General features: G+C 72.8%; 24 protein-coding genes. 8 read left to right on the top strand and 16 right to left on the bottom strand.

Features of this window, described 5'->3' with window-relative positions; translation table 11 throughout:
• Window positions 1-52: 52 nt before the first annotated feature.
• Window positions 53-1,156, top strand: coding sequence for a glycine cleavage system aminomethyltransferase GcvT (gene gcvT / locus GCU60_RS02135; RefSeq protein ID WP_163201970.1), 1,104 nt, complete (start codon window positions 53-55; stop codon window positions 1,154-1,156).
• A 25-nt stretch (window positions 1,157-1,181) separates the two neighbouring features.
• Here the strand turns inward: gcvT and GCU60_RS02130 are convergent, their stop codons facing one another.
• The 4 genes from GCU60_RS02130 to GCU60_RS02115 form a co-directional block, all read right to left on the bottom strand.
• Window positions 1,182-2,321, bottom strand: coding sequence for a YhjD/YihY/BrkB family envelope integrity protein (locus tag GCU60_RS02130; RefSeq protein ID WP_163201969.1), 1,140 nt, complete (start codon window positions 2,319-2,321; stop codon window positions 1,182-1,184).
• A gap of 86 nt (window positions 2,322-2,407) precedes the next feature.
• Window positions 2,408-2,680 carry a DUF4235 domain-containing protein gene (locus tag GCU60_RS02125; RefSeq protein ID WP_163201968.1) on the bottom strand — a complete coding sequence of 91 codons (273 nt, stop codon included), beginning with the start codon at window positions 2,678-2,680 and terminating at the stop codon, window positions 2,408-2,410.
• Window positions 2,677-3,171 carry a DUF3618 domain-containing protein gene (locus GCU60_RS02120; protein WP_163201967.1) on the bottom strand — a complete coding sequence of 165 codons (495 nt, stop codon included), beginning with the start codon at window positions 3,169-3,171 and terminating at the stop codon, window positions 2,677-2,679. The genes GCU60_RS02125 and GCU60_RS02120 overlap by 4 nt, the downstream gene beginning before the upstream one ends.
• The gene (locus GCU60_RS02115; RefSeq protein WP_163201966.1) at window positions 3,168-3,614 is read right to left on the bottom strand and encodes a phage holin family protein; all 447 of its coding nucleotides are present in this window, start codon (window positions 3,612-3,614) and stop codon (window positions 3,168-3,170) included. Before GCU60_RS02115 ends, GCU60_RS02120 begins: the two co-directional genes overlap by 4 nt.
• Before the next feature lie 113 nt (window positions 3,615-3,727).
• Between GCU60_RS02115 and GCU60_RS02110 the strand changes: the two genes are divergently transcribed.
• Window positions 3,728-3,940, top strand: coding sequence for a hypothetical protein (locus GCU60_RS02110; RefSeq protein ID WP_163201965.1), 213 nt, complete (start codon window positions 3,728-3,730; stop codon window positions 3,938-3,940).
• 42 nt (window positions 3,941-3,982) lie between these two features.
• Here the strand turns inward: GCU60_RS02110 and GCU60_RS02105 are convergent, their stop codons facing one another.
• Genes GCU60_RS02105 through GCU60_RS02095 form a run of 3 tightly spaced genes read right to left on the bottom strand, consistent with a single transcriptional unit; the run spans window position 3,983 to window position 6,451 of the window.
• A complete protein-coding gene (locus GCU60_RS02105) occupies window positions 3,983-4,966 on the bottom strand; it encodes an aldo/keto reductase (RefSeq protein ID WP_163201964.1) in 984 nt (327 codons plus the stop codon).
• A gap of 11 nt (window positions 4,967-4,977) precedes the next feature.
• Entirely contained in the window at window positions 4,978-5,781 is an 804-nt protein-coding gene (locus tag GCU60_RS02100; RefSeq protein ID WP_163201963.1) for an MBL fold metallo-hydrolase, read from the bottom strand.
• Window positions 5,782-5,821: 40 nt separating this feature from the next.
• Entirely contained in the window at window positions 5,822-6,451 is a 630-nt protein-coding gene (locus GCU60_RS02095; protein WP_163201962.1) for a DUF3043 domain-containing protein, read from the bottom strand.
• A gap of 153 nt (window positions 6,452-6,604) precedes the next feature.
• Here GCU60_RS02095 and GCU60_RS02090 point away from each other — a divergent pair, with 153 nt between their 5' ends.
• Window positions 6,605-6,976, top strand: coding sequence for a HesB/IscA family protein (locus GCU60_RS02090; protein ID WP_163201961.1), 372 nt, complete (start codon window positions 6,605-6,607; stop codon window positions 6,974-6,976).
• A 167-nt stretch (window positions 6,977-7,143) separates the two neighbouring features.
• On the opposite strand, the gene asnB is transcribed toward GCU60_RS02090, so the two are convergent.
• The 3 genes from asnB to GCU60_RS02075 are packed head-to-tail and all read right to left on the bottom strand — an operon-like array spanning window position 7,144 to window position 9,817.
• A complete protein-coding gene (gene asnB / locus GCU60_RS02085) occupies window positions 7,144-9,075 on the bottom strand; it encodes an asparagine synthase (glutamine-hydrolyzing) (RefSeq protein ID WP_163201960.1) in 1,932 nt (643 codons plus the stop codon).
• Between the two features lie 33 nt (window positions 9,076-9,108).
• A complete protein-coding gene (locus tag GCU60_RS02080; protein ID WP_163201959.1) occupies window positions 9,109-9,459 on the bottom strand; it encodes a DUF3817 domain-containing protein in 351 nt (116 codons plus the stop codon).
• Entirely contained in the window at window positions 9,449-9,817 is a 369-nt protein-coding gene (locus GCU60_RS02075; protein WP_163201958.1) for a metalloprotease, read from the bottom strand. Before GCU60_RS02075 ends, GCU60_RS02080 begins: the two co-directional genes overlap by 11 nt.
• A 249-nt stretch (window positions 9,818-10,066) precedes the next feature.
• Here GCU60_RS02075 and ctaC point away from each other — a divergent pair, with 249 nt between their 5' ends.
• Together ctaC and GCU60_RS02065 are read left to right on the top strand one after the other, a co-directional pair.
• Window positions 10,067-10,954: an aa3-type cytochrome oxidase subunit II gene (gene ctaC / locus GCU60_RS02070; protein WP_163201957.1), complete on the top strand. Its 888-nt coding sequence runs from the start codon at window positions 10,067-10,069 to the stop codon at window positions 10,952-10,954.
• A 45-nt stretch (window positions 10,955-10,999) separates the two neighbouring features.
• Complete coding sequence (locus GCU60_RS02065; protein WP_163201956.1) at window positions 11,000-11,404, top strand: aa3-type cytochrome oxidase subunit IV; 405 nt, start codon at window positions 11,000-11,002, stop codon at window positions 11,402-11,404.
• Window positions 11,405-12,161: 757 nt separating this feature from the next.
• Here the strand turns inward: GCU60_RS02065 and qcrB are convergent.
• The 4 genes from qcrB to ctaE form a co-directional block, all read right to left on the bottom strand.
• The gene (qcrB, locus tag GCU60_RS02060; RefSeq protein WP_163201955.1) at window positions 12,162-13,844 is read right to left on the bottom strand and encodes a cytochrome bc1 complex cytochrome b subunit; all 1,683 of its coding nucleotides are present in this window, start codon (window positions 13,842-13,844) and stop codon (window positions 12,162-12,164) included.
• Window positions 13,844-14,956, bottom strand: a complete 1,113-nt coding sequence (gene qcrA, locus GCU60_RS02055) for a cytochrome bc1 complex Rieske iron-sulfur subunit (protein WP_163201954.1) — start codon at window positions 14,954-14,956, stop codon at window positions 13,844-13,846. Before qcrA ends, qcrB begins: the two co-directional genes overlap by 1 nt.
• A 73-nt stretch (window positions 14,957-15,029) precedes the next feature.
• The gene (gene qcrC, locus GCU60_RS02050; RefSeq protein ID WP_163201953.1) at window positions 15,030-15,872 is read right to left on the bottom strand and encodes a cytochrome bc1 complex diheme cytochrome c subunit; all 843 of its coding nucleotides are present in this window, start codon (window positions 15,870-15,872) and stop codon (window positions 15,030-15,032) included.
• 7 nt (window positions 15,873-15,879) lie between these two features.
• Window positions 15,880-16,500: an aa3-type cytochrome oxidase subunit III gene (gene ctaE, locus GCU60_RS02045; protein WP_204261304.1), complete on the bottom strand. Its 621-nt coding sequence runs from the start codon at window positions 16,498-16,500 to the stop codon at window positions 15,880-15,882.
• A 124-nt stretch (window positions 16,501-16,624) separates the two neighbouring features.
• Here ctaE and GCU60_RS02040 point away from each other — a divergent pair, with 124 nt between their 5' ends.
• Window positions 16,625-17,053, top strand: a complete 429-nt coding sequence (locus GCU60_RS02040) for a hypothetical protein (RefSeq protein WP_163201951.1) — start codon at window positions 16,625-16,627, stop codon at window positions 17,051-17,053.
• Window positions 17,054-17,058: 5 nt separating this feature from the next.
• Window positions 17,059-18,123: an anthranilate phosphoribosyltransferase gene (gene trpD / locus GCU60_RS02035; protein ID WP_345770329.1), complete on the top strand. Its 1,065-nt coding sequence runs from the start codon at window positions 17,059-17,061 to the stop codon at window positions 18,121-18,123.
• A gap of 12 nt (window positions 18,124-18,135) precedes the next feature.
• Here the strand turns inward: trpD and GCU60_RS02030 are convergent, their stop codons facing one another.
• A complete protein-coding gene (locus GCU60_RS02030) occupies window positions 18,136-18,423 on the bottom strand; it encodes an Lrp/AsnC ligand binding domain-containing protein (protein ID WP_163201949.1) in 288 nt (95 codons plus the stop codon).
• The gene (locus GCU60_RS02025; RefSeq protein WP_163201948.1) at window positions 18,420-20,201 is read right to left on the bottom strand and encodes a DEDD exonuclease domain-containing protein; all 1,782 of its coding nucleotides are present in this window, start codon (window positions 20,199-20,201) and stop codon (window positions 18,420-18,422) included. Before GCU60_RS02025 ends, GCU60_RS02030 begins: the two co-directional genes overlap by 4 nt.
• Window positions 20,202-20,389: 188 nt before the next feature.
• Here GCU60_RS02025 and GCU60_RS20865 point away from each other — a divergent pair, with 188 nt between their 5' ends.
• Window positions 20,390-22,135 carry a D-alanyl-D-alanine carboxypeptidase family protein gene (locus tag GCU60_RS20865; protein WP_163201947.1) on the top strand — a complete coding sequence of 582 codons (1,746 nt, stop codon included), beginning with the start codon at window positions 20,390-20,392 and terminating at the stop codon, window positions 22,133-22,135.
• The last annotated feature ends 38 nt before the right edge of the window (window positions 22,136-22,173 follow it).

The raw sequence follows: 22,173 nt of genomic DNA, 5'->3' as shown, positions 1-22,173 counted from the left end.
CGCCCGGCTCGGGGCGAGCCTCGGAGGGGGAGCCGCCACTACCTTGGCCAGCGTGAGTCAGCTGACCTCCCCGCTGCACGACCGGCACGTCGCGGCCGGTGCCAAGGTCGCCGACTTCGGCGGCTGGTCGATGCCGATCGAGTACGCCGGGGCGGGGGTGCTGGTCGAGCACGCCGCAGTCCGCGACGGCGTGGGCCTCTTCGACGTCTCGCACCTGGGCACCGGCACGGTCCGCGGGCCGGGGGCGGCGGCGCTCGTGGACGGCTGCCTCACCAACGACCTCTCCCGCATCGGCCCCCGCCAGGCCCAGTACACGCTCTGCTGCCAGGAGGACGGGGGCGTCGTCGACGACCTGATCGTCTACCTGCGCGGGGACGACGACGTGCTGCTGGTGCCCAACGCCGCGAACGCTGCCGAGGTGCTGGGCCGGCTGGCCGACGCGGCACCCGCGGGGGTGACCGTGACCGACCTGCACACCGAGGTCGCCGTCCTGGCCGTGCAGGGGCCCCGGTCGCTGCAGGTGCTGGAGCTGCTGGGCGTGCCGGGCGGGCTGCCCTACATGTCGTTCGTGGCCGGTACCGGTGCCGGCGGTGCCGAGGTGACCGTCTGCCGCACGGGCTACACCGGGGAGCACGGCTACGAGCTTCTGGTGGCGGCCGGCCGGGCCGGTGAGCTCTGGGACGCCCTGCTGGAGGCCGGGCAGGACCTCGGCATCCGCCCGTGCGGGCTGGGGGCGCGGGACACGCTGCGCACCGAGATGGGCTACCCGCTGCACGGTCACGAGCTGTCCCGGGACATCACGCCGCTGCAGGCGCGGGCCGGCTGGGCCGTCGGCTGGGCCAAGCCCGCCTTCTGGGGGCGGGCGGCGCTGCTGGCGGAGAAGGAGCGCGGGCCCGCCCGGCTGCTGTGGGGGCTGCGGGCGGAGGGGCGGCAGAGCCCACGGCCGGGCATGACCGTCCTGGGCGGCGATGACACCCCGGTCGGCACGGTGACCAGCGGGACGTTCTCGCCCTCGTTGCGCGCCGGCATCGGTCTGGCCCTGCTCGACCGGGCCGCCGGGATCACCGAGGGCGACCTGCTGACCGTCGACGTCCGGGGGAGGGCCCTGGCCGTGGAGGCGGTGCGGCCGCCGTTCGTGCCGTCGCACGTCCGCTGAGCCGGACGAGGGCCCGGCGCTCGGGTCAGGACGCGTTCTTGCGGGTGGGGTCGCCGTCGCCCTTGTCGGGTTCGGCCTTCGCCGGGAGCGTGTCGGCCTTCACCGCGTCGCGCTCGCCCATGGGCATCGGCTCGCCGTCGGTGGTGTCGTGGCCGGTCTGGTGCTCGGCCTCGGAGTTGATCTCCGCGCCGAGCAGCACCAGGTAGCAGGTGAGGTACAGCCACAGCATCAGGACGATGACCCCGGCGATCGCGCCGTACGTCTTGTCGTAGCTGCCGAAGTTGTTCACGTAGATGGTGAACCCGAGACTGACCAGCGCCCAGACGACGGTGACGACGACCGAGCCCAGGCTCACCCAGCGCAGCCGCGGCGCGTCCCGGTCGGGGGCCACCCGGTAGAGCACCGCCAGCGACCCGGCGACGACGGCCAGCAGCGCCGCCCAGCGGGCGATCTCGGCGAACACGCTGCCGACGGCGCCGAGCGGCAGCGCGTCGATCACGACCGGCAGGACCGCGACCAGGCCGATGGTCAGCACGACGAAGACGACGGCGCCGAGGGTGAGGGCCAGGGAGAGCGCGCGGAGCTTGACGAAGTTGCGGGTCTCCACCTCGTCGTAGGCGATGTTGACCGCCTTGACCAGGTTGTTCACGCCGCCGGAGGCGCTCCACAGCGCGGCCAGCGTCGACAGGACCAGCCCCCAGGTCAGCGCCCCGCCGGCCTCGGTGATGGACGTGACCTGGTCGGTGATCAGGTCGCGGGCCGCGTCGGGCAGACCGGCGGTGAACTCCGCCACCTGGGCGGCCGCCTGCTCGCGGGAGGAGACCAGGCCGTAGATGGAGATCAGCGCCAGCAGCGCCGGGAAGATCGCCAGGAAGCCGAAGAACGCCACCCCGCCGGCGATGATCGGCATGTTGTCGGCGTTGTTCTCCGCCCACGCCCGCTTGAGGATCTGCTTCCAGCCCCGCGCCGGGATCTGCGTGGGGGCGTCGGCGTCGATGCCGGGGAGCTGCTCGGGGGCCGGCGCGCCGGGAGGCAACCGGTTCGCGCCCGGCGGGGGGCCGCCGTCGGCCGTCGTCCGGGCGGCTGCGGCGCGGCGGGCGGCCTTCTCCTCGACGCGCTGGCGGATCCGGTCGACGGCGCTCTCGCGGGGGCGGGTGCGGGTCACTGCTACTCCCTGGTCAGGGGCCGTCGTCCGGCCGGGAAGGGTGGGTGGCCGGCGGGCCGGGGATGCCCGGCCCGCCGCCGGGGACGTCAGTCGCCGGGCCAGCTGCCCGTCAGCTTGGTGAAGCCGCGCGCCCCGGCCCGGTCGATGGCCGCCTTGGTGGCCGCGAAGATCGCGCCCTGAATCGCGGCGGCGAGCACCACCTCGCGCATCGGGTACTCGCTCTGCAGCGCCGACGGGGCGTCGTCCTCGTTCGCGACCGCCTTCCAGATCTGCTTGAAGACGATCCCGCTCAGCGAACCGGCCACGATGCCGGCCAGCAGGCCGATCGGCCGGTAGGCGAACTTGGCTCCCTTGCTCAACGCTTCCTCCTCGCGATGCGACGGACCCGCTTCTCGGCCGTCTGGGTGGTCGTGCGGGCATCCTTCCCGGCCTTCCGGGCGGCCTTCCGGGTGGCCTTCCGCGCGGCGGTGCGCCGGGCGGCCAGCTCCCTGCGGGCCCGCTTGGCCTCGCGCCGGCCACCGACCCGGGCGCCGACGAGCAGCTCCTCGGTGCTGGCCCGCCGCCGCGCGCGCCGCCGGCGCCACAGCACCAGGCCCACCAGGCCGGCCAGCGCCGCGCCGGCCCCGGCGAACGCCGGGGGGCTCTCGCGGTAGGTCTCGACGGCGGTGTCCTTGGCGCGCGCCGCGCTCTCCTTGGCGCGGGCGGGGACGTCGAGGCGCTGGCTCAGCTCGTCCACGGTGCGACCGAGCTGCGCGCGGGTCGCCTCGATGTCGGCCCTGATCTCGTCGGGATCCGTCGGTCCCTTGTCGGTCCGTCCGTCGCCGGGTGCGGACCCGTTGGGCGTGCTCATCGCTGCGCACTCTCCTTCACGGTCGCGATGTCGGTCTTGACGCCGGCGATGGCCTCCGTGGGCACCGGCGGGGAGCCCTGCTGGACGTCCTTCTTCCCCATCAGCGCCAGGACGCCTGCCACCGCGAGGAGGACGACGCCGACGATCAGCGCGGCCAGCCAGGCGGGCAGCACCAGCGCCAGCGCGAGGATCGCGGCGGTGATCAGGGCGGCGACCCCGAAGAAGGCGACCAGCCCGGCGCCGCCGAAGAGACCGGCACCCACGCCGAGCTTCTTGGCCTTCTGGGTCACCTCGGCCTGGGCGAGCCGGGCCTCGTCGCGGACGAGCCGGCTGATCTGCTCGGTGAGCTGGCCGATCAGCTGGCCGGTCGAGGCGTTCTCGGGCAGGGGAGCGACGTCGGCGCTGGTGGCGCCGGACGTGCCGTGCGGGCGGGGCGAGGTCATGGGTCCTCCGGTGGAAGCAGTCGGTGGACTGCCATGCCCCCGGGCATCGCCCGGTAACCGGCGGCGACGATCACATCGGCGCAACGGCGGCCCCGCGCGGCTAGCCTGCCCCCATGAGCTGGCACTGGCGTCTCGAGGACCCGTCCGGATCCACCCTCGACCCCGCCTCGGTCGGGGTCGAGGTCCCGGAGTGCGAGAACCAGAGCGACGCGGAGTCGTGGCTCGGGGAGAACTGGCGGGAGCTGCTCGACAACGGCGTCGCCACGGTCACGCTGTTCGACGGCGAGGAGAAGGCCTACGGCCCGATGGGCCTCGCCGCCTCCTGAACCTCCACTCGAGGTCGAGGGTCAGCAGGCGGCGGGCCGCCGTCAGCCCCGGGCCGTCTTGGCCGGGTCGCGCTCCACGACGTCGCCGAGGACGTCGTCGATGCGGGTCAGGACGTCGGCGTCGAGGGTCACGCCGGCCGCCCGGGCGTTGTCGTGCACCTGCTCGGGGCGGCTGGCCCCGATGATGGCCGCGGCCACGTTCTGGTTCTGCAGCACCCACGCGACGGCCAGCTGGGCCATGGAGAGCCCGAGGTCGTCGGCGACGGGCCGCAGCTCCTGGACCCGCGTGAGGATGTCGTCGCGCAGGAAGCCCTTCATCGACTGACCGGCCTCGGCGTGCCCGGCGCGGCTGTCGGCGGGCGGCTGCTGGCCGGGCAGGTACTTGCCGGTGAGGATCCCCTGCGCGAGCGGCGACCAGACGATCTGCGAGAGGCCCTCCTGCTCCGACGTGGGCACGACCTCGGCCTCGATCACCCGCCACAGCATCGAGTACTGCGGCTGGTTGCTGATCAGCTGGATGCCGAGCTCGCGGGCGAGCGCGGCGCCGGCGGCGATCTGCTCGGCGTTCCACTCCGAGACGCCGATGTAGAGCGCCTTGCCCTGTCGCACCAGGTCGGCGAAGGCGGTCATCGTCTCCTCGAGCGGCACCGAGGGGTCGTAGCGGTGGGCCTGGTACAGGTCGACGTAGTCGGTGCGCAGCCGGCGCAGCGAGGCGTGGCAGCTCTCGATGACGTGCTTGCGGCCCAGCCCGCGGTCGTTCCGGCCGGGGCCCGTCGGCCAGTAGACCTTGGTGAACAGCTCGATCGACTCCCGCCGGTGCCCGTCGAGGGCGGCACCGAGCACCGTCTCGGCGCGGGTGCCGGCGTAGACGTCGGCGGTGTCGAACGTGGTGATGCCGACGTCCAGGGCCGCGCGGACGCAGGCGTGCGCCGCGTCCTCCTCGACCTGCCCGCCGTGGGTGAGCCAGTTGCCGTACGCGATCTCGGAGATGGTCAGGCCGGAGCGGCCGAGTCGTCTGAATTCCACGACTGCCGACGTTAGGCGCCGGGTGCGGTCGCCGCGCACCGGGTCGTCACCGAGGTCCCGTCCGGGACCAGGCGCGCACCGAAGCCGGCGAGGGTGCCGGCCAGCTCGGCGGCCGGCGGGTTGTGGTGCCCCAGGTGGACGGCGACGACGTCGGTCGTTGCGGTGACCGCACCGACCGCGCGCAGCCGCTCCAGCTGGTCGGGGAACGTCGCCAGGTCCAGGTGACCGGTGCCGTGGCCGGTCACCCGGCCGAACGTCTCCTCCAGGAGCACGAGGTCGTAGGCGGCGCCGCGGACGGCCTCGACCGTCGCCTGGGGGAGCGGGCCGGTGTCGGTGGCGTACAGCAGCCGGGCGCCGTCGGGACCGGTGACGTCGAAGAGCACCGTGGGCACGTCGTGCGCGGCGGCGAGCGCCACCACCCGGTGGCCCGCGCGCTCCAGCACCGCGCCGGGCTCGAGGGGGAGGAGCTCCACCGGGTCGTCGGGGCCCAGCCACGGCCGGACGGCGTCCAGCACGGGGCCGGGCCCGGCGACGGTCAGCGGCTGGGACCGGCGCACCCACTGGCGCGCGAGCAGGCTCAGCGGCGCGCAGTGGTCGGGGTGGTCGTGGGTGACCAGGACCGTGTGCACGCCGGCCAGCGACACCTCGACCGGCGGCGGGGCCGGGGCCAGGTCCAGCAGCAGGACGCCGTCCACCAGCGCCGACGTCGGTCGGCGGAGCTCGCCACGGCGCCGCGCATCGGCGCACGACGGGCAGTCGCACCACGGGTTGGGCCAGCCGTCCGCGGCGCCCGTGCCCAGGAGGGTGACCTGCATCAGCGCCGCCGGGCCGCCGGCCGGCCGGGCCGCGCCAGGGTCAGACCTGCGCGCCGAGCGGGACCTCGGGCTTGGGGAAGCGCCACCGGCGGATCATGGTCGACCGGCTGATGCCGTACCAGACCAGGCCCTTCATCTTGTGGTCGGAGTCGGGGAACCGTGCCGCGACGGAGCTCTTGATCTTCCGGCCCAGCACCACCGAGTCGACGATGAGCACCAGGAAGAAGCCGAACAGCACGAAGCTGGAGTAGGTCTTCACCGCCAGGCTCGGCGCGAAGGTGCCGATCAGCGCCACGGCAGCCACGGCGAGGAACAGGCTGCCGACGTTGCGGCGGCTGTCGACCACGTCGCGCACCAGCTTCCGCACGGGACCGCGGTCACGCGCGGGCAGGTAGGCGTCGTCGCCCCGGGCCGCGCCCTGGCGGGTCTCGGCGCGGCGCGCGGCCTGCTGCTCGCGCATGCGCTTGTAGGCCTCCTTGCGCGTGGTGGGCGGCGGCGGGGGAGGACCCTGCCGGCGGCCCTGGGCCTCGGCGCGCTTGGGCGTCGGGCGACCCTTGCCGCCGGCCTTGAGCAGCTGAGCGGTCAGCTCGTCGCCGTCGCCGGACGTGGCGTCGGAGGCGGCATCGGTCGTCGGGGTGCTGTCACGGCGGCCGGGCAGGCGGAGCTTCACGGGCCGGAAGTCTACGTGTGTGAGCAACGGAGCCCCGGAGGTCGCGCCGGGAGCCGTACAGTGGACGGCGCAGGGGAAGAGCCACCGCCACGGCGGTGTTGGTCCGCTGCAGGAAGTGCCGCAGCGGGCACCTCGGATCTGGGAGGACACAACATGTCGGTGCAGGACACCACGACCATCGATGGCGGGGCAGCCGGCGTCACCGGCGTCGTGCTCAGCGACCCGGCGGCCGCCAAGGTCAAGGGGCTGCTGGACCAGGAGGGTCGCGACGACCTGCGGCTGCGCATCGCCGTCCAGCCGGGCGGTTGCTCCGGCCTCCGTTACCAGCTGTTCTTCGACGAGCGGTTCCTCGACGGTGACCAGACCTACGAGTTCGGTGGCGTCGAGGTCATCGTGGACCGCATGAGCGGGCCGTACCTCGGTGGCGCGACGATCGACTTCGTCGACTCCATCGAGAAGCAGGGCTTCACGATCGACAACCCCAACGCGGGCAGCTCCTGCGCCTGCGGGGACAGCTTCAGCTGAGGGACGACACGTCCCGCAGAGCCCGGCACCTCTTCGGAGGTGCCGGGCTCTGTCGCGTTCACGGGTCGTGACGAGTGGGGCCCGAAGGGTCCCGGGAGGAACGACGACGGGGCTCCGCCGGCAGGGGTACGGCTCGTGGCCGCGGTGCGGTCCGGAGGACCGCGGTGTCACGGCCGGACGGGGTAGACCGTCTCGGGGATCTCCGGCTCGATCCGGCCCTCGACGAAGATGCCGTGCCAGATCATGAACACCAGCAGCGTCCAGAGCTTGCGGGAGTAGTCCACCGGGGAGCCCGACCGCTGGTTCTGCCGGTGCGCGGCCAGCATCGCCAGCACCTGGGACTTGTCCAGCCACTCGTCGGTGCCGCTGTCGGTGATCACCTGGCGCGCCCAGTCGTGCAGGTCCTCGGCCAGCCAGTGGCGGGTCGGCACCGGGAAGCCGAGCTTGCGGCGGTTCAGCACGTGGGCGGGGACGATCTGCTCCAGCGCCCGGCGCAGCGCGTACTTCGTCGTCTCCTTGGTCACCCGCTGGTCCACCGGGATGGTCGAGGCCACGCGGAAGACCTCGGGATCGAGGAAGGGCACCCGCAGCTCCAGCGAGTTGGCCATCGTCATCTTGTCGGCCTTGACGAGGATGTCGCCGCGCAGCCAGGTGAACAGGTCCACGTACTGCATGGCCGTGACGTCGTCGTAGCCTGCGGCCCGGGTGCGTTCGTAGAGCTCCCGGGTCACGGTCACGTGCGAGAGGTCGGCGTCGCGGGTCCGCAGGAAGCCGAGCTCGTCGTCCCGGAAGAGCCGGGCGTTGCCGTAGTAGCGCTGCTCCAGCGGGATCGCGCCGCGGCGCAGCAGGTCCTTGCCGCGCATGCCGTCGGGCAGCTTCGTCGACAGCGCCCCGAGGGCGCGCCGGATACCGCGGGGGAGCTTCTCGAAGGCCGCCAGCGACAACGGCTCGCGGTAGATGTTGTAGCCGCCGAAGAGCTCGTCGGCGCCCTCCCCGGAGAGGACGACCTTCACGTGCTTGCGGGCCTCGCGCGCGATGAAGTACAGCGGCACGAGCGCGGGGTCGGCGACCGGGTCGTCGAGGTACCAGACCACCAGCGGGATCGACTCGGCGAACTCCTGGGCGGTCACCACCTTGGTGATGTGCTCCACCCCGATGGCGGCGGCGGACTCGGCCGCGACGTCGATCTCGGAGAAGCCCTGGCGCTCGAAGCCGGTGGTGAAGGTGAGCAGCTTCGGGTTGTAGCGCTTGGCCAGCGCGGCGATGGCCGTGGAGTCGATGCCGCCGGAGAGGAAGGACCCGACCGTGACGTCGGCGCGCATGTGCATGCGCACCGAGTCGTCGAGCACGTCGGCGATCCGGTCGTAGAGCGCCTGCTGCTCGTCCTTCGCGACCGGCCGGATCGGGAAGGTGGGGTGGAAGTAGCGCCTCGTGGTCAGCTCGCCGTCGACGACGGTGAAGCTGGTGCCGCTCTCGATGCGGCGGATGCCCCGGTGCAGCGTCGCCGGCTCCGGCACGTACTGCAGCGTCAGGTAGTGCTGCAGCGACGCGGCATCCACGCCGCCGGCGGCCTCGCTGCCGCCGAGCATCTCCAGGACGGCCTTCTTCTCCGAGCTGAAGACCAGCGCACCGTCGGCCAGGCGGGCGGTGAAGAGCGGCTTGATGCCGAAGGGGTCGCGGGCCCCGAAGACCTTCTTCTCCTGGGTGTCCCAGATGAGAAAGGCGAACATGCCCCGCAGCCGGTGGACGACGTCCTCGCCCCACTGGTGGTAGCCGGCGACGATCGCCTCGGTGTCGCCCTCGGTGGCGAAGGTGGCCCCGGCGGCCTTCAGCTCCTCGCGCAGCTCCAGGTAGTTGTAGATCTCACCGTTGAAGACGATCCGGTAGCGGCCGTCGGCGTAGGGCATCGGCTGGTGGCTGTGCTCGATGTCGATGAACGACAGCCGGTTGAAGCCGAACACCGCACGCCCGTCCCACCAGGCCTCGTTCTCGTCGGGCCCACGGTGGCGGAGGCAGTGCTGCGCCTCGCGGACCGCCGTGACGGTGGTGTCGGTGACGCGCTCGGCGTCGGTGGAGAAGTAGGCGAGCAGGCCACACATCAGGCTGAGTCCTCGGGGTGGGGGAGCGGAGGGTCAGACCGGCTGGCCGGCGCGCATCTTCCGCGTGACGTTGTGCTCGCCGACGAACGACAGGAACGGGATGGTCCCGAGCACGAGCGTGATCACCGTGCCCTTCAGGCTCCACTTCGCCCGCAGCGCCAGGTCGACGGCCGACAGGAAGAACAAGGCGTAGAGCCAACCGTGGGCGGTGCCCAGCACGGTGACCATGGTCGGCATGTCCGCCCAGTACTTCAGCGGCATCGCGACGACGAACAGCAGGACCAGCAGCACGCCGACGACGGTGGCCATCACCCGGTACCGCTGCAGGGCGGCGGCGATCGCCTGCTCCGAGTCGCGGGCGGGGGCGGTGCGCTCAGCGGCCATTGCTGGCGCTCCGCTGACCGAGGGCCCGCTCGTTGAGCTCGGCGAGGTAGGCGTTGTAGGCGGCCAGCTCCGGGTCGCCCGTGGTGTCGATCCGCGGCCGCTGGTAGAGGACGACGGCGTTGCTCGGCTTCCCGGCGTCCGGGTCCCGGTGCAGCTCGTCGCGCACCATGCGCAGGTAGAACCACAGGCCCATGAACCCGTAGAGCGGCCACTGGAGCGCGTAGCTCCAGTTCACCGCGCCGCCTCCGGCCTCGGCCTTGCTCAGCTGCCAGTAGCCGAGGAAGAACGTCGCGACGAAGAGGGCGATCACCAGCAGGTGCAGGAGCACCCACCTCGGGGTCAGCAGCCGGGAGTACACGCCTCGACTCTAACCGCCGCGGTCCGGCGCCGGCTGGGCTCGCGCGGGGGCCGGGGCGAGCTCCGGCCCGACACCTCCGCCGTGGCGTGCGACCCGCCGGTGGCCGTCTCCGGTGGTCGGCCCCGGAGGCGGGTCGGCTAGGCTCACCCCACACTGTGATCGGCGTGGTTCGACTCCGCCGAAGACCGGTGGAGGATCCGCTGGAAGGACCGCCCGGTGACCGGGCGGAGGACGAGGAGGCAGCGAGCAGTGGCTCGAGGCAGCAGGCTCGCGCGGCTGGCCGCGCTCGGTCTCCTGGGGGTGCTGACCCTCACCGGATGCGAGATGCCGAACAACGAGTTCTGGCGCTTCGGCTGGCCGGAGGGCATCACCGAAGAGGCCACCGAGATGCGGGAGCTCTGGACGGGGTCGGTCATCGCCGCCCTGATCGTCGGCTTCATCGTCTGGGGACTGATCGGCTACACGGTCGTGCGGCACCGGAAGCGGGGGGACGAGCTCCCGCGCCAGACGGCTTACAACCTGCCGCTGGAGATCGTGCTCACGGTCATCCCGTTCGTGATCATCGCCGGTCTCTTCTTCTTCACCGTGGTGACGCAGAACCGGGTGAAGGAGCGCAGCGACAACCCGGACGAGACGATCGCGGTCAACGCCTTCAAGTGGAACTGGGAGTTCGTGTACCCCGAGACGCAGGGGCCCGACGGCACGCCGGTCAGCACGGTCGGCACCAGCACGGACATCCCGATCCTCGTGGTCCCGACCGACCGCACGATCCGCTTCGAGCTCGCCTCCGCAGACGTCATCCACTCATTCTGGGTGCCGGAGTTCCTCTTCAAGCTCGACGTGATCCCGGGCAACGAGAACGGCCGGGACAACGTCTTCGAGGTGACCGTCCGCGAGGAGGGCGCCTACGTCGGTCGCTGTGCGGAGCTGTGCGGCACTTACCACGCGTACATGAACTTCGAGGTCCGCTCGGTCTCGCCCGACGACTACGAGGCGTACCTCGAAGCCCGGGAGTCGGGGCTGGACACCTTCGAGGCCCTGGAGTCCATCGGTCAGCCCGGCGACGCCGCCACGACCACCCCTCTGGACCTGGCGCAGAGCAAGACCGTCGACCAGCAGCAGTCCGCCGGTGATTGAGGTGTCGGCTCCCCGGACCCGTAAGAAGCACGAGGAGGCACGGCCGTGAAGGTCGAAGCGCTGATCTTCAACTTGATCACGGTGTTCTGCGTAGTTGCAGCGATCGTCTACGGTCTGTGGAGCCGTGAGCCGATCGGCACGACGGCACTCGCGCTCTCCGGCGGCCTGACCGGTCTCATCGGCGGATTCTTCTGGTTCGTGTCACGGCGCATCGATGCGCGCCCCGAGGACCGCAAGGACGCCGACATCGCCGAGGGAGCGGGAGAGCTCGGCTTCTTCCCGCCGGCAAGCTACTGGCCGATCACCCTGGCGCTCTCCGCGGCGCTCATGGGCCTGGCGCTGGCGTTCTTCTACTTCTGGCTGATGCTCATCGCCGCGGCTGCGCTGCTCATCTCGGTGGGTGGCCTGCTCTTCGAGTACTACACGGGGCAGAACGCCGTACAGGGCTGACCGGCGTCCGACGCCGACGACAGGGCCCCCTCCGCCACCAGGCGGAGTGGGCCCTGTCGTTCGTCCGGCCGCTCCGGCAGCCGCACGGCGTCCAGTCGCGGTGGTGTCGCCGGCCGCTGCGCCGGGACCGCCCCGGACGACGGCCGGCAGTGCCCCCGCCTGATCATCGCCGCCGGACGTCGGGGAGTGCAGCGGAACCGTTCTGAACCGCCCTGAACCGCCCTGAGCCTCCCTGTGCGGCTCGACGGGCAGGGGGAGGGCCTTCTCGGGGGAGGCATCACGCATCCGCCCGGCCGCAGGACGCGTGAGGCGATGGTCCGCTCCGCGCCGGTTCGTCGGGTCCCGGCCGAGTTTCCGAGGCGCCGGGCGTCAGCGCGGCGAGCGGCTCCGCGGCCGGGAGGTGCCGGGTCGGCCGCCCGTTCCCCTGGCCCGGCTCGTGCCCGGGCCACGACCCGCGGGGCGTGCACGCGGGGTGCGGCGGCGATGGCGTCCTGGTCCCGCCACCGTCGCCACCGTCGCCGCCCTCGACGCCCTCGGTCGGCGCGCAGCCTGCTGCCGGGTCCGTGCGGGGAGCGCCCAGGACCGCGGTCGGGTGGGGCGCACACCTACGGGCGCCGACGGGCAGGCAGACGCCGGCGCGGAGCCCGCCCTCGTCCGGAGCCGGCCCGGCCGCCGGCGGAGCACCGGGGGAGTGGCAGGGGAAACGGAGAGGGCCCCGGTGGATGTCCACCGGGGCCCTCACCTGGAGTGCTGCTGATCAGTCGCGCGTGTCCTGCGGGCGGCCACCATCGGAAGGACGGCCGCCGTCGGAGGGACGACCCGAGCTGGTGAGCTCCCGCGACGCCTCGCCGGCCGCCAACCCGCGGCCCTCGCCCTGCTGCTCGAGCTCGACCGCGGACGGCTGCTCGATCGGGGTGAAGAAGCCGCGGATGGCCCGGCGGGCACCGCCCACCTGGTTCATCCGCTTGGGCACCGGAGCGCCGCCGTAGGCCAGCTGGCCGTGGCCGTGCTCGTCGACCGGGCCGAGCGGCTGGTGGACCTCGATGAACTCACCGCTCGGGAGCCGGCGGATGACACCGGTCTCGATGCCGTGCTCCAGCACCTCGCGGTCGTGCTGCTGCAGGCCCAGGCAGATGCGGTAGGTGAGCACGTAGACGATCGGCGGCAGGACGATGACGCCGATGCGACCGATCCAGGTCATCGCGTTGAGGCTGATGTCGAACTTGTCGGCGATGACGTCGTTGCCGCCGGCCACCATCAGCCAGAAGTAGAACGTCAGCGCCATCATGCCGACCGAGGTGCGCACGGGGACGTCGCGCGGACGCTGCAGCAGATGGTGCGCCGCGGTGTCGCCGGTCAGCTTGCGTTCGATCATGGGGTACAGCGCGAGGACCGTGAACATCGCACCCGCGACCACGACCGTCGGCCAGAACAGCGCCGGGATCGTGTAGTCACCGGGCAGGTTGATGTCCCAGGCCGGGAAGATGCGGGTCGAGCCGTCCAGGAAGCCGATGTACCAGTCGGGCTGGGACGCGGCGGAGACCTGCGCCGGGTTGTACGGGCCCCAGAGCCAGATCGGGTTGATCTGGACCAGACCGGCCAACCCAGCGCAGACACCGAACACGACCAGCAACAGCCCGGTGGCCTTCCCGGCGAACGCGGGGAAGAGGCGGTTGCCGACCACGTTGTGCTCGGTGCGGCCCGGGCCGGGGAACTGGGCGTGCTTCTGCTTGACCAGAATCAGCAGGTGCACGGCGATCAGTGCCAGCAGGATCGCCGGGAAGATCAGCACGTGGGCGATGTAGAACCGCCCGATGATCTCGGTGCCCACGAAGTCGCCGTTGAAGATCGCGAAGTGCGCCCAGGTCCCGATGACCGGGATGGACAGCAGGATCGCGCTGATGATGCGGAGCCCAGTGCCCGACAGCAGGTCGTCGGGGAGGGTGTAGCCGGTGACGCCCATGAGCAGCGAGAGGACCAGCATGACCACGCCGATGAGCCAGTTGCTCTCCCGCGGCCGGCGGAAGGCGCCGGTGAAGAAGATGCGGAGCAGGTGCACCACGATGGCGGCGACGAAGAGCAGCGCCGCCCAGTGGTGCATCTGGCGCATGAACAGGCCACCGCGCACGTCGAAGGAGAGGTCCAGCGCGGATGCGTAGGCGGCCGACATCTGGACGCCGCGAAGCGGGTCGTACTCGCCCTGGTACTCGACCTCGACCATGGAGGCGTCGAAGAAGAAGGTCAGGTACGTGCCCGACAGCAGCGCGATGATGAAGGCGTAGAGCGCGATCTCCCCGAGCAGGAACGACCAGTGGTCGGGGAAGACCTTGTTGAGGGTGCGGCGGACCGGCCCGGCGACGATCAGCCGGTCGTCGAACTCGGTCGCGGCCTTGCTCAGCCGGGAGGTGGGCGCACCCGGCGTCGTGGCGGTAGCTGCCATCAGATCCGCTCCCGGTTCCAGTACGTGGGGCCTACGGCTTCAGGGTAGTCGCTGCGTGCGACGAAGTAGCCCTCGTCGTCGACCGTGATGGGCAGCTGCGGCAGCGAACGGGTGGCTGGACCGAAGACCGGCTTCGCACCCTGCGTGACGTCGAACTGCGACTGGTGGCAGGGGCACAGGATCCGGCTCGTCTCCTGCTCGTACAGCGATACCGGGCAGCCGGCGTGCGTGCAGATCTTGGAGTAGGCGACGTAGTCGCCGTAGCCGAAGTCCTCCTGGCCCTCGCGGGGCTGGTCGGCGGCGACCTGCTCCGGACGGAGCCGGATCAGCATCGTCGCCGCGTCGGGCTGGAAGTTACCGCCTGCCACGGCGGGGAAGACCGTCTCCAGGGAACCGGGCTCCTGGTCACCCGGTCGGATGGGGCTGCCGTCGTCACGGACGAGGCGGACGCCCTCGGCCCAGCTGGTGCGACCCAGCACGTTGCCCGTGTTGGGGTTCTTGATCAGGCCGCCGAGCGGGGCCAGCAGCATGAGGCCGAAACCGGCGCCCATGAAGCCGAGCGACCGGGTGATCAGCTTGCGCCGGGCCAGGCCGCTGTTGTGCAGCCCGCCGACGAGGGTCGCTCCGGTGGTGACGCGGTCGAAGTGCGAGCCGTCGTGCTTGTCCTGCACCGCCGTCTCGTGCGGCAGCAGCTTCTTGGTGTAGAGCACCAGACCGACGCCGGCGAGCGCGAAGGCCAGGCCCATGAACAGGCCCAGCAGCGGGTTGAACAGCGCGCTCCACGTGGTGCCCTCGGTGGCCCAGTTCCAGTTCGGCAGGAACCAGCCCGAGCCGGCGTAGACGACCAGGAAGAGGAACGCGGAGATCCCGGCCCCGGCGAAGGTCCAGCCGACCTGGCGGATCGCGCGCTTCTCCAGCGGTGAGCCCGGCTCCGGGCCCGGGTCGACGTGGAGGATCTCCACGCCGTCGTACCGGGCGCCCAGGACGTCGAGCTCCTCGCGACTCATGGTTGCGAGGAGCTCGGGGGTGTAGTCCTCGTCCGGGCCGCCGTGCAGCGGTCCCGGGGTGTCCGCACCGCCGGTGGAACCCGGGTGCGCGTCGCGGGTGCTCACGCTTCCTCCTCGCCGGCGATCGTGACCTGCGATCGCACGGCTGCTGTGGTGACCTGGGAGCGGACGGGGTGCCTCACGCCTTGCTCCCCATCCAGAAGATGCCGAACATGAGCATGCTGACGCCGACCACCCAGATGACCAGTCCCTCGGCCACGGGGCCGATGCGCCCGATGCCGGCGCCGCCCGGGTCCGCCTGCTGCTGCACGCTCTGGACGTAGTTGATGATCGACCGCTTCTCCTCGGGCGACAGCTGGTTGTCCCCGAAGACCGGCATGTTCTCCGGACCGGTCAGCATCGCCGTGTAGAGCTCGAGGTCGTTGGCGTCTTCGAGACTCGGAGCCGCCTTGCCGGAGGACAGGGCGCCGCCCTCGCCGACGAAGTTGTGACACGAGGCGCAGTTGAGGCGGAACAGCTCGCCGCCCTCGGCCAGGTCCCCGTCGCGCAGGTTGCCCGAGGGCAGGGTCGGGCCGCCGCCGTTGGCCTGGATGTAGGCCATCAGCTGGTCGATCTCCTCGTCGGAGAACACGGCGGGCTTGTCGGGCGCGTCGGCCTCCTGGCGGACCAGCGGCATGCGGCCGGTGTGCACCTGGAAGTAGACGGCGGCCTCGCCGACTCCGATGAGCGAGGGCCCGCGGTTGGGCTCGCCCTCGAGATTGGAGCCGTGGCAGGTGATGCAGCTGTTCTCGTACAGCTCACGGCCTGCAGCCTCCGCGGCGGACTCCGTGGTGGTGTCGTCGGCTGCCTGGGCCGGTGCGAACACCGAGTACAGGGCACCGGTCAGCACCAGGGAGGCCAAGAGACCCGCGACGTTGGCGACGCGCCGACGCTGCTTGGAGCGGCGGCGCACGCGGGCCCGGTCATCCGGGGTGCGGGCGTCGGCGGGCGGGCCGTCTGACTGCGTGTTCGTGGTGGACACCGGTCCCCTAGCGGATCAGGTAGATCGTGGCGAAGAGCCCGACCCACACGACGTCGACGAAGTGCCAGTAGTAGGAGACCACGATCGCCGAGGTCGCCTGTGCCGGCGTGAAGCGGCCCATGGTGGACCGGATGAGCACGAAGACGAAGGCGACGAGCCCGCCGATCACGTGCAGCGCGTGAAACCCGGTCGTTATGTAGAAGACCGAGCCGTAGACCGACGACGAGATCGTCGTCCCGTCAGCGATCAGCTCGCGGTACTCGTTCGCCTGGGCGAGCACGAAGACCAGGCCCATCACGAAGGTGATGGTGAACCACCGTCGGAGACCGAAGACGTTGCCGTTCTCCGCCGCGAACACACCGAACTGGCAGGTCACCGAGGAGAGCACCAGGATGACCGTGAAGACGGTGGCGTAGGGCAGGTTCAGCTCGGTCGGCTCCGGTGGCCACCCCTCGGTGGCCCGGGCTCGCGCGGTGAAGTACATGGCGAACAGGCCGGCGAAGAACATCAGCTCGCTGGAGAGCCAGACGATCGTGCCGACGCTGACCATGTTCGGTCGGGTCAGGGAGTGCACCCGCGATGGGTCGAAGGTGCTGCTCGCCACGGGGGCCGTTGTCACGAGGATCATCATGGCATCGGCAGCCCCCCGTCACGACTGCGGGTGGGAACGGCGTGGCGTCGATGTGATCAGCTCGATACCGACTCGCCGGGTATGGCCTGCACAGAGGCCCGCTGGCACTAGTCTCGGCCGCGTGAGCGCTGCCGAGACGTCCACCGCACCGGCCACCGTGCTGCTCTACAGCCACCGCCCGGAGGTGCGCGACGCGGTCCGCACCGCCGTCGGCCGGCGACCGGCGGCCGACGTGGGGCCGATCACCTGGGTGGAGTGCGCCACGGCCGACGACGTGGTGTCGGCCGTCGACGCCGGTGGGATCGACCTCTGCGTCCTCGACGGGGAGGCGCAGCCGACCGGCGGCATGGCGCTGACCCGGCAGCTCGAGGTGGAGGTCGCCGACCGCCCCGCCGTCTGCCTGCTGATCGCCCGCCAGCCCGACCGCTGGCTGGCGCACTGGTCGCGGGCCGAGGCGACGCTGCCGATGCCGGTGGACCCGCTGGTCGCCCCGGGCGTCGTGGCCGAGTTGCTGCGCGCCCACGCCCGGCGTCCGGTCGTGCGCCCGTGACGCCGGTGGCTCCCGCCTCCACCGGTGCGCCCACCTGGCCGGCACTGCTCAACCGCCTGCTCGCCCGGGAGGACCTGACCGCCGACGACGCCCGCTGGGCGATGCGCGAGGTCATGACGGGGGAGGCGACCCCGGTGCAGGTGGCCGCCTTCGCCGTCGCGCTGCGCGCCAAGGGGGAATCGGCCGCCGAGGTCGCCGGGCTGGCGGCGGAGATGCTGGAGCAGGCGACGCCGGTCCGGCTGGCCATGGACTGCGTCGACATCGTCGGCACCGGTGGCGACGGCGCGCACACGGTGAACATCTCGACGATGGCCTCCGTCGTCACGGCCGCCGCCGGCGTGCCGGTGGCCAAGCACGGTGGTCGCGCTGCGTCGTCGTCCTCCGGGGCCGCCGACGTGCTGGAGGAGCTGGGCGTCGTGATCGACCTGCCGGCCGACGGCGTGGCGCACTGCGTCACCGCGGCGGGCATCGGGTTCTTCTTCGCCCCCGTCTTCCACCCGGGCATGCGGCACGCCGGCCCCGCACGGCGGGAGATGCGCATCGCGACGGTGTTCAACTTCCTCGGGCCGCTGACCAACCCGGCGCGCCCGGTGGCGGCGGCGATCGGCTGTGCCGACTCGCGCATGGCGCCGGTCATGGCCGACGTGCTGGCCCGGCGTGGCATGCGGGCGCTGGTCTTCCGCGGCGACGACGGCCTGGACGAGCTGACCACCGCCACCACGTCGTCGGTGTGGGTCGTGCGGGACGGCGCCGTCGAGCCCGACCGGGTGGACCCCTCGGCGCTGGGCATCGAGGCCCCGGCGCCCGACGCGTTGCGCGGTGGCGACGCCCGCGCCAACGCCGACGTCTTCCGCCGCCTCGTGGACGGCGAGCGCGGGGCGGTGCGCGACGCGGTGCTGCTGAACGCGGCCGCAGCGCTGGCGGCCTTCGACGAGCGGGCGGTGCGCCTGCACGACGCGCTCGCGGCCGGCCTGGAGCGCGCGGCGGCGGCGATCGACGACGGGCGGGCGGCGGCGCTGCTCGACCGCTGGATCGCGGTCAGCCGCGAGGTGGCCCCGGCGCAGGGCTGAGCCCCGCGCGGCTCAGTCGGCGGTGTCGAAGCCGATCGAGAACGCGGCCTCGAGGTCGTGCCTGGAGTAGGCGCGGAAGGCGATGTGGGTGTCGGTGTCGACGACGCCGGGCACCTTGTTGATGCGTCCGGCGATCACCTGGGCGACCTGCTCGAACTCGCGGACGCGGACGATGGCGATCAGGTCGGCCTCGCCCGCGACGGAGTAGACCTCGCTGACCCCGTCGAGCTCTGCGACGGCCTGCGCCACCTCGGCGATCGAGTCGGTCGCGGCGTCGATCATCACGATGGCGGTGATCACGCCGGCGATGCTATCCGTTCCGGGCGGGCGCGCGTGCCCAGCGACCGGGAGTCGCCGAAGGGATCGGAACCGGCGCGGCCGGCCTCGACCTGGCCGAGGAAGCCGCTGAAGGCGCCGGTGCCGGGGGCGGGGCTGGCCAGCGTCCCGGTCAGCTGCACCAGCCGGGTGCCGGGTTTCTCCAGCCAGCGCAGCACGAGCTCGGTCTCGTCGACCGACGTCGTCGGGGCGCCGTCGGTGCCCGGCAGCGTCTCCGCGGTCGCCAGCAACGCGGCCAGGACGCTGCGCACCGTCGTCCCGCGCGGGGCGCACCCCGCGGACACCAGGCGGCCGAACCGGACGACGGAGAGCTCCCAGCCACCCTCGCCGTCGGGGCGGGCGAGCACGAGCTCCGGTACCGCGGCCAGGGATTCCAGCCGCTGGCGGCGACGCAGGGCCCGGACGAGCACGGCGACCCGGTCACGGAGCACGGCGGCGTCCTCGTACCGCTCCTCCGCCGCCAGGCGGTCGACCCGGGCCAGCAGCGGGGCAACGAGCGGGCGGGGGTCGTGGGTCACGGCGGCCGCGAACACCGCGGCGACGTCGGCGTACTCCACGACCGTCTGGGCGCCGGTGCACGGCGCGCCGCACCGGCCCATGCCCGCGAGCACGCAGGCGCTGGTGGGTGTGCGGGGCGAGAGGCGGGCGGTGCACTGCCGCAGCGGCAGGGACTCGTGGACGGCGGCGACCGCGGAGTCGGCCGCCCGGCGATCGGGGAACGGGCCGAGGAACACGCCCGCGCCGGGACGGACCCGGCGCACGACCGAGAGCCGGGGGAACGGTTCCTCGGTGAGCCGCACCCACAGGGCGCGCTCGGGGAAGCGGGAGCGGCGGTTGTACCGCGGCTTGTGCTCGGCGATCAGCCGCAGCTCGCGCACCGCGGCCTCCAGCGCGTGGGCGCACGGGATGGCGTCGACCCGCTGGGCCAGGCCGACCATCTCGGTGATCCGGCTGCGCTGCTCGCTGGAGGAGAAGTAGCTGCGCACCCGGGTGCGGAGGTCGGTCGAGGTGCCGACGTAGAGGGGCTCGTCCCGCGGACCGCGGAAGACGTACACGCCCGGCCCGTGCGGCACGTCGTCGGCCAGGTGGCGCTTGCGACGGCGCTCGGGGTCGATCTGCCGGGTGATGCCGGTCAGTTCCTCCAGCGTCGTCACGCCCAGCGGGCCCAGCCGCTCGAACAGCCCGTGCAGCACGTCGACGGTGGCGCGGGCGTCGTCGAGCGCCCGGTGCGTGGGGGAGGTGGTGGCCGAGAAGAACGGCGCGAGCGTGCCGAGCTTGCAGTTGGGCACCTCGTCGCGGCTGAGCAGCCGCCGGGCGAGGACGGCGGTGTCGACCGAGGCGGTGGCCGGCCAGACGATGCCGGATCCGGCGCACGCGGCCTTGAGGAAGCCGAGGTCGAAGGGCGCGTTGTGCGCCACCAGGACGGCGCCGCGGGCGAACTCGAGGAAGGCGGGCAGCACCGAGGCGATCCGGGGTGCCGCGGCGACCATCGCCGTCGTGATCCCGGTCAGCACGCTGATGTACGGGGGGATCTCGTGGCCGGGGTCGACCAGGGTCTGGAACTCGCCGACCACCTGGCCGCCGCGGACCTTCACCGCGCCGATCTCGGTGATCGCGCAGTCCTTGGGTGAGCCGCCCGTCGTCTCCAGGTCGACCACGACGAAGGTCACCTGGGACAGCGGCGTCCCCACCTCCTCGATGGAGACCTGCTGGTAGCGCGGCGGGGCGGGAGCGGGTGGCACGGGGCGGACGCTAGGTGCGGGTGCTGACACTCCCGGGGACGCGCGCCGGTCGCGACCTCCCCCCGTCCGGGGGTTTCCCCTGCCACCGGGCGCGTCCCGTCTGGCACTCCCGACCCGGGCAGGACACCATTCGTGCCGGTGGCGGCCGCGAACCGGGCGGTCCGCCCCGACTGGTGAAGGTGGTCGGAATGATCGCGCGCTCCTGGTCGCGCCCGTCCGTGCCGGCGGGGTGCCGGATCGGGGCGGTGGCGCTGGCCGCGCTGGTGCTGGCGGTCGCGCCCTCGTCGCCTGCGGGGGCCGCACCCAGCGACCAGCCGGGTGGCACGACCGGCGTCCTCGACAGCCGGGCCCTGGACCGCCTCCAGCAGCGGGCGGCCGAGGTGCAGGAGGACCTCCGCGCGCAGCAGGCCGACGTCGTCGCCGCCCGCGAGGCGCAGGCCGAGGCGCGCCGGGCGGTCGAGGAGGCGCAGGCGGTCCTCGCGGACGCGGAGGGGGAGCTGTCGGTCCACCAGCGGGAGGTCGCGAGCTACGCCGCCGCCGTGTACCGGGACCGCGGGGCGCTGACCCCGCTGACGCTGCTGCTCGGCGGCGGGGACCCGGCCGACGTGCTGGCCGGCCTGGGCTTCCTGGAGGCGGTGGACGCGCACGCCGCGGAGATCATCGGCGTCGCCGAGTCCTTCCGCCGCGCGTCGCTGGACGAGGCGGCGCGGGCGCGGGCCGCCCTGGACGAGGCGTCGGCCCGCGCCGCCGAGGTGGACGCGCGGGTGGCCGAGCTCGAGTCGGCGGCCGACGCGGTCACCGCGGAGCTGGACGAGGCCCTGGAGGTCGTCGACGGGCAGCTGGCCGCGTTGCAGCAGGAGCAGGTGGACGTCAACGAGCGGACGGCGGCGAACTGGCGCGCCTACGTGGAGCAGCTGGCCACCGCGGGGCTCGCGGCGCTGCCGGCCGCGGACCTGCGCGCCCCGGAGCGGGCCCTGCCGGAGCGGCTGGTGCCGGTGGCCTCGGCCCGTGGCGGGGCGCAGCCGGGCGCGGCGCAGCTCCCGGGTCAGCCCAGCTCGCTCCTCGTGCTGCCGGCGGAGACGGTGACCGCGGTGAGCGGGGCCATGGAGGCCCTCGGCCGGCCCTACGCGCCCGGGACCGCCGGCCCCGACGCCTGGGACTGCGGCACGCTCGTGCAGTCGGTGTACGGCCAGGCCGGCATCTCGCTCCCCGGGACGCAGGGGGAGCTGTTCGCCGTCACCACCCCGGTGGAGCCGGCCGACGTGCTCCCCGGGGACCTGGTCTTCCTGGGGACGGGTGAGTCCGGGCTCGGGCACGTGGGCCTCGCGCTGGACCCGGGCACGATGCTGGCGGCCGACGGCCGGGCCGGTGCCGTGGTGGTGCGGAAGCTGCCGGGGGACCAGGTGCTGGGCATCGGCCGGCCGAGCCTGCCGCAGCGGCCGGCCGCCGACGTCCCCGGACCGGCCGGGGGAGCGCTGCGCATGGAGTGCGGCAACACCGTCTACCCGCCCAGCTACGACGGCGCCCGGTCCTGGGGTGGCTATCCGAACGGGCTGATCCCGCCGAGCGCCATGTGCCCGCTGGGCGTCGCCGGGCACTCGCTGCGCTGCGACGCGGCGGCTGCCTACCGGGCCCTGTCCGCGGCCTACGCCGCCCAGTTCGGCGGACCGATCTGCATCACCGACTCCTACCGGACCTACAGCAGCCAGGTGCGCCTGTTCGGGGAGAAGCCGGCCCTGGCGGCCGTGCCCGGGACCAGCAACCACGGCTGGGGGCTGGCCGTGGACCTGTGCGGCGGGATCCAGACCTTCGGCACCCCGCAGTACGCCTGGATGGTGGCGAACGCGGGCCGGTTCGGCTTCCTGCACCCGACCTGGGCCGACCAGGGCAACGGCCGCGAGGAGCCGTGGCACTGGGAATACGCGGGGACGTGAGCGCCGCGGCCGGACGCGGTCGGGCCGGAAATGTCGGT

It is taken from the genome of Blastococcus saxobsidens, from assembly GCF_010682065.1.
Lineage (GTDB): Bacteria > Actinomycetota > Actinomycetes > Mycobacteriales > Geodermatophilaceae > Blastococcus > Blastococcus saxobsidens_B.
This window is presented reverse-complemented; position numbering and strand designations above follow the sequence as displayed.

Bases quoted from the DNA above. Each gene is read 5' to 3' on its own strand.
- GCU60_RS02100 (WP_163201963.1), bottom strand. From the start codon at position 5,781: ATGCAGGTCACCCTCCTGGGCACGGGCGCCGCGGACGGCTGGCCCAAC.
- GCU60_RS20865 (WP_163201947.1), top strand. From the start codon at position 20,390: ATGATCGCGCGCTCCTGGTCGCGCCCGTCCGTGCCGGCGGGGTGCCGG.
- asnB (WP_163201960.1), bottom strand. From the start codon at position 9,075: ATGTGTGGCCTGCTCGCCTACTTCTCCACCGACGCCGAGCGCGTCACC.
- GCU60_RS02120 (WP_163201967.1), bottom strand. From the start codon at position 3,171: ATGAGCACGCCCAACGGGTCCGCACCCGGCGACGGACGGACCGACAAG.
- GCU60_RS02080 (WP_163201959.1), bottom strand. From the start codon at position 9,459: ATGGCCGCTGAGCGCACCGCCCCCGCCCGCGACTCGGAGCAGGCGATC.
- GCU60_RS02090 (WP_163201961.1), top strand. From the start codon at position 6,605: ATGTCGGTGCAGGACACCACGACCATCGATGGCGGGGCAGCCGGCGTC.
- GCU60_RS02115 (WP_163201966.1), bottom strand. From the start codon at position 3,614: ATGACCTCGCCCCGCCCGCACGGCACGTCCGGCGCCACCAGCGCCGAC.
- qcrB (WP_163201955.1), bottom strand. From the start codon at position 13,844: ATGGCAGCTACCGCCACGACGCCGGGTGCGCCCACCTCCCGGCTGAGC.
- GCU60_RS02110 (WP_163201965.1), top strand. From the start codon at position 3,728: ATGAGCTGGCACTGGCGTCTCGAGGACCCGTCCGGATCCACCCTCGAC.
- ctaE (WP_204261304.1), bottom strand. From the start codon at position 16,500: ATGATCCTCGTGACAACGGCCCCCGTGGCGAGCAGCACCTTCGACCCA.